Genomic DNA, 6,034 nt, shown 5'->3' with positions numbered 1-6,034 from the left:
GTCGAATGTGGAAGGCGCTCGCGCAGCGCAGGCGCTTGCGCCGCGTGTCGCTTTGTCTTTATTATAAATGGTAGAATACATTATTCGATGTTCAACGTTCGATGTTCGATGTTCGACGTTCATCTTTTATATGCTCTCAAGGTGTGGATTCTTCATTAAAATATGTTGAATCTGAATTTACGCCAGGTCAGGAGCCCTGAATTTGAGGTGATTCAACTCGTGAAGTGGATAGAGACAGAAGAAACCGTCCGTTTTAATGAGGTGGACGAATGGGGTATGGCCTGGCATGGTCATTACGTGGCCTGGTTTGAGGCCGGTCGTATGGATTTACTGCGGCGTTTTGATCTTAGGCCGCATCAGATGGTTGAGCTAGGCTATATTGCACCGGTAATTCGCCTGGAATGTGATTTCAAGCATCCGGCAAAATGCGGGGACAGGATAATTATTCAAACAACCGTGGTCAAACCCGAAATTGCCGCCCTGAAATTTAATTTCAAGATACAGCTTAAAGCCAATCAAATCCTTCTTGCCCGCGGAGAATCGACCCAGGTTCTATTAACCAGCGATAAACAAAAAATGATCTACAGTCTCAGCGGTGAACTCGAAAAGCGTATCAGCAATCTGGTAAGTTATTGCCGACAGTCGTAATTTAACATGATGAGCACGAACAGTTCTATACGTGTGGCCGTCACCGGTCTTGGAATAATTACCGCCATCGGGGAATCCTTATCTGAATTTGAGGAAGGACTCTTTAAGGGGGAATGCGGAATAGGGCCGGTCTCACTTTTTGACACCACCGGGTTTGCCTGTCAATTTGCCGCCCAGGTAAAGAATAAAAACCTGGAAACCGGCTTTGCCCCCCGGGAAACTAAACGGATCTCCCGGTGTGATTTCCTGGGCCTGATCGCCCTGCGCGAAGCCTTGGCGGACTCAGGCCTTCTGCTTGAATCCTGTGACAGAAACCGTATCGGCGTCGTGTTAGGGGGCGGTGCCGGCGGCATGCGTTCCTGGGAACAGTACCGGCGCACAGCATGGTCCGGTGAAACCAGGCCCAAGCCCTCTCTGCTGCTTCCCTTTGCCTGCTGCACTTTGACCGATCTGATTGCCGGCCAATACGGGTTAACCGGCTCGCGGGCCACCATTTCAACGGCCTGCTCTTCCAGCGCCACCTCAATCGGTTATGGTTTTGACCTAATCCGCTCCGGCGATCAAGACCTTGTTATTACCGGCGGAAGTGAAGCCCTATCGGAGCTGACCTTTGCCGGATTTAATTCTATCAGGGCCATGGACCCGGAATATTGCCGTCCCTTTGACAAAAACCGGCGCGGGCTGTCCTTAGGGGAAGGCGCAGCTATTTTGATTCTGGAAAATTATACCGGCGCTGAATCCAGGGGCGCCAAAATTTATGCGGAAGTGCTGGGATATTCCATTAATTGCGATGCGTATCACATGACATCCCCGGACCCGGAAGCTATGGGAATGAGCCGGGTAATGACCGCAGCCCTGGCTCGTGCCGGTGTCCGCGCAGAGCAAATCGATTACATCAATGCTCACGGCACGGCCACCCCCATAAACGACTCCCTGGAAACCCTGGCTATCAAACGCACTTTCGGGGAATCGCTTGCTGGGGATCTTGCCGTCAGCTCAACAAAATCTATGGTGGGCCATTGCCTGGGGGCCGCCGGCGGCATCGAGGCGGTTGCGACCATTCTGGCCCTATACCGGCAGACTGTACCGCCGACAATACACCTGGTTGCGACGGACCCGGATTGCGATCTGGACTATGTTCCCAATAAATCCAGAAAACAAGAGATCCGTGCGGCCCTCAGCAATTCTTTTGCTTTTGGGGGTAATAATACATCGGTTGTTTTCGGCAGAACTAACCAGAATATTTAAATAAACATTTACCGCAGAGACGCAGAGATCGCAGAGAAAAATGTCAGACATTGCTATCACAGGTATTGGTGTTATTTCGTCAATGGGTATTGGTCGAGAAGCTTTTTGGGAAACCTGTAAAAAGGCCGGGACCGGTATAAAAAAAGTTACAGACTTTGAAACGAGCTCTTTTGCCTCCAATGTTGCCGGCTGGATTGACGACTTTGAGCCCCGCGACTATATGCCTCCCCGAATATATCGGCGCATGAGCCGAATTTCAAGAATGGCGGTAAGCTCCAGTGTGGAAGCCTTAAACAACAGTGAACTGGACCTAAAAGGCCTGGATAAAACAAGAATTGCCGTTATTCTGGGAACAGCTTACGGGAGCAGTTCCCGCGTGGAAGATTTTTTTGTAAGCCTTCTCAGGGATGGGCCCCGGGGCGCCCAGCCGTTTTTGTTTCCCGAAACGGTCCCCAATGCACCTGCCAGCCATATCGCCATGTTTCACGGCATCACCGGTCCCAACAGCACATTTTGTCAAAACGATATTTCCGCGGAAAATGCCATGCTGTATGCTCGCAATCTTCTTTTGGGAAATATCGTAGATGTGGTCCTGGTGGGAGGAGCCGATGAGCTGTCCCCCATGCAATACCACTGTTATAATGATCTGGGCGTACTTAATAAAATCAAAATAAATAACCATGAACCGGCCGATCCTGAACCCGGCGGCGGTCTTATCCTGGGGGAAGGCGCCGGGACGCTGGTTATGGAAAGACTCGATTTCGCTGTTAAGCGGGAGGCCAAAATTTACGGCATTTTAAAAACCGGGATATTGGCCGGGGGCGCTACACCCATGGGGCATTACGAAGCCGGTGGAGAGCAGATGGGCCGCGCAATGACTATGGCAATGGAACAGGCCGGACTGGGCCCTGCTGAAATTGACCAAATCAGCGTTTCTGCCAACTTATCCGCCGAACTAGACCGCATGGAGTATCATCAGCTCAAAATAATTTTCAAAAATCGCATTAAAGCTCTTGCGGTTACACCGTTAAAGTATCTTATGGGTGATTTTGGAGGTGCCGGCATTATAAGGGCCGCCGCCGTTTTGCTGAGCCTTTATCACCAGTTGTCTCTTCCCGCCTTAAAAGCTGAAGCTTTGAAGCCGGAACCACATGGTGTTCTAAAGTGGGATATACCTTCGAAAAGTAAAATCCAAACAGCCCTGATGACAACTTCCACTTTTGGCGGCGGAAGCAGCAGCCTGGTTTTTACCTGCAAGTGACACCTAATTGAGTTAAAACTCAATTAGATGTTATCCGTTATCTGTTATTGGTTATTGGGTTGACGTTTCAGTTCTATTATCTGAACAATAATTTATGTTACCCTTTATGAAATTGCTCGAGTAACGAATAACATATAACAAATAACTTTCAATTGAGTGCTATAGTTCAATTGAGGTGTAATTTTTAGCCCGGGATTCTTATGAAAGTACTTCTGGTCTCACCCAATGTTGAATCACTTCCCGATCCGGTCTTTCCCATCGGTCTGGCATACATTGCCGCGGCTTTAAAAAGAAACCGCATCCGTTACAGGGTTCTGGATTTGTGTTTTGTCAGCGATTATGAAACCGCTATCGAGACTGCTGTCAGCACTTTCACTCCCGACGTCATCGCGCTGTCTTTGAGAAACGTCGATAATGTCAGTTATCCAAAGTATGTCTCCTATCTGGCTTTTTATCGCCAGGTAGTTGCAACCATAAGGAAGTACAGCCGGGGAATCATCGTTATCGGCGGAAGCGGTTTTGCCCTGCTGCCGGCCGCAATTTTAAATTATTTAAAGGCTGATTACGGAATTTTAGGAGAAGGCGAGTTCTCTTTGATTAAATTTATCGACGAGCTTAAGCAGAATAGAGTTTCTAAAGCGAAGCTCAAATCACCAGTTATAAATTATCATCCCGGCATCATCGCAAACCTGGACACTATACCATACCCGGATCGTACTGAATTTGATAACGCGGCCTATTTAAAACAGGGCGGAATGGGCAACATTCAGACCAAAAGAGGCTGCCCTTTCAAATGCATTTACTGTACCTATCCGGTTATAGAAGGTAAAAAAGTAAGGCTGAGAAGTCCGCAACTTATCTGCGATGAAATCGAGGTTATCCTGGATTGCGGGGTCAATAATCTCTTCGTTGTTGACAATGAATTCAATTACCCCATGGAGCACGCCCAGGCCGTTTGCAGGGAAATTATCAAACGCAAACTGCCGATTAAATGGAGCTGCTATGCCAATCCGGGCTTTGTTACGCCCAAACTTATTGATGTAATGCTTGCAGCCGGCTGTACCGGGCTGGAATTAGGGAGCGATGCGGCCAATGCTACCATGCTGGAGAACATGGGCAAAAACTTCACCGTCAATGACCTTGAACGCGCCTCGGACATCTGCCGGCAGTCCGGCATAAATTTTTGTCATTCTCTGCTCTTAGGGGGGCCGGGAGAAACCATGGAGACTGTAAATCAGACCTTGGAGGCCATCCTGAAGATGAACCCCACAGCCGCTATCTGCATGATCGGCATCAGAATCTTTCCCAAAACCAAACTGGCTATAAAGGCCCAAGAAGAGGGCATGATAGGGCCTGATGAAGACTTTTTGAAACCCGTATTTTACCTCTCTCCGGCCGTTAAAAACGAAATCCTGCCGTTTATCAAAACGTTCTCAAAAAAAAATCCCACCTGGATATTTCCCGGCCTCAATATCAACATCAATGCCAAGCTGCAAAAAAAATTGCGACGCTTTGGCCTTAAAGGCCCCTTATGGGAACATATGCAAATTGGCCAAAGGTTTAGGGGAAGTTGACATATTAAATTGTTTGAGATTATAACTTATTAAATTTTTCTGCAAAAGGAGACCGTTATGAAAAATTGTTTTCGAATTGTCACGATCGTTTTTCTTTTTTTGATTGCCGGTTGTGCCGGGTCAAGCCAGTACATGCATAAAGCTGCAACGCCCGAAGGTCCGTCACCGGGCAAAGCGTTGGTTTACTTTATGCGGCCGTCTGGTTTCGCTTTTGGTATCCACTTCCAAATATGGGAAAATTATCGTTTGATTGGACTTAGTCAGGCAAAATGTTATTTCGCTTATGAGTTTGATCCCGGCAAGCATCTCATTATCGGCCGTGCTGAAAATAAAAGAGTAGTAGAAGCAGACCTTGAAGCAGGCAAGACATACTATATTCTTACCCAGGTAAAAGCGGGAGGATGGAAAGCGCGAATGGCTTTTATCCCAGTCACACGGGGTTCGGAACATTGGGATAAAGTAGAGCTTTACAAGCAACAACTAAGTTATGTCGTACTTCAAAAAGAGGTTGCCGCGCAATGGGAAGCCAAAAGAAAAGGTGAGATAAACACAGAGCTTAATGAAATTATTAGTTACATTAAAACGCCGGAAGGGCAGAAATATGTTGTTAAACTTAATAAAGAAGATGGGAGATAGTAAATTCTATCAGGTGTAAAGAAAGGAAGCGATTACTGGTGGCATCCAAAATTTGTGTCATAATGCCGGCGTATAATGCCGAGGAAACGATTGGACCGGTCGTCAGCGGCATATTAAAATATGTCTCGCGGGTACTGGTGGCTGACGACGGGTCCATGGATCAAACCGCCCGAATTGCCGCTGAGGCAGGTGCCGAGGTTATTCATATCGGAAAAAATCGGGGGAAAGGGCCGGCTTTAAAAGTGTTGTTCCAGCGAACCGCTGATGAGGGCTACGATGCGGTTATCAGCATGGATGCCGACGGCCAACATGACCCTAAAGAGATTCCGCGCTTTATTGCATCGCATGCCGAGGGGACCGACGATATCATCGTGGGCTCAAGAATGAGCGAACACGGCAAGATTCCCAGAGCGCGGTTTAACTCCATGCATGTGGCGCGATTTTCTATCTGCATTGGTGCCAACCAGTTTATCGAAGACACTCAGTGCGGCTTCAGGCTGTATCCCCTGGCGCTTATTCAAAAGATGAAGCTGACGCAGGACAGATACGTTACCGAATCCGAGATATTGATGAAAGCGGGCGACATGGGCGCATTGATTACTTCTGTCAGAATTGGGGCGGTTTACGGAAGTCACGGCAGTCATTTCAAACCGGTGATGGATGTCGC

The 6,034-nt window shown here is 48.0% G+C and carries 6 protein-coding genes; all 6 read left to right on the top strand.

The annotated features are described in order from the left end of the window. The first annotated feature begins 219 nt into the window (after positions 1–219). A complete protein-coding gene (locus V3S16_RS02545) occupies positions 220–648 on the top strand; it encodes an acyl-CoA thioesterase (protein WP_413883106.1) in 429 nt (142 codons plus the stop codon). 6 nt (positions 649–654) lie between these two features. Further along, complete coding sequence (locus V3S16_RS02540; RefSeq protein WP_413883105.1) at positions 655–1,896, top strand: beta-ketoacyl-[acyl-carrier-protein] synthase family protein; 1,242 nt, start codon at positions 655–657, stop codon at positions 1,894–1,896. A gap of 40 nt (positions 1,897–1,936) precedes the next feature. Continuing rightward, positions 1,937–3,157: a beta-ketoacyl-[acyl-carrier-protein] synthase family protein gene (locus V3S16_RS02535; RefSeq protein WP_413883104.1), complete on the top strand. Its 1,221-nt coding sequence runs from the start codon at positions 1,937–1,939 to the stop codon at positions 3,155–3,157. A gap of 200 nt (positions 3,158–3,357) precedes the next feature. Beyond that, on the top strand, positions 3,358–4,731 hold the full coding sequence (locus tag V3S16_RS02530) for a lipid biosynthesis B12-binding/radical SAM protein (RefSeq protein ID WP_413883103.1): 1,374 nt from the start codon (positions 3,358–3,360) through the stop codon (positions 4,729–4,731). A 57-nt stretch (positions 4,732–4,788) separates the two neighbouring features. Continuing rightward, positions 4,789–5,367, top strand: a complete 579-nt coding sequence (locus V3S16_RS02525; protein ID WP_413883102.1) for a hypothetical protein — start codon at positions 4,789–4,791, stop codon at positions 5,365–5,367. Between the two features lie 38 nt (positions 5,368–5,405). Next, the coding region (locus tag V3S16_RS02520; protein WP_413883101.1) for a glycosyltransferase family 2 protein at positions 5,406–6,034 on the top strand (629 nt) is incomplete at its 3' end.

The organism is Candidatus Desulfatibia sp., from assembly GCF_036446775.1.
Lineage (GTDB): Bacteria > Desulfobacterota > Desulfobacteria > Desulfobacterales > UBA11574 > Desulfatibia_A.
The sequence above is the reverse complement of the archived record's forward strand: the minus strand, read 5'-3'. Positions and strand labels throughout refer to the sequence as shown.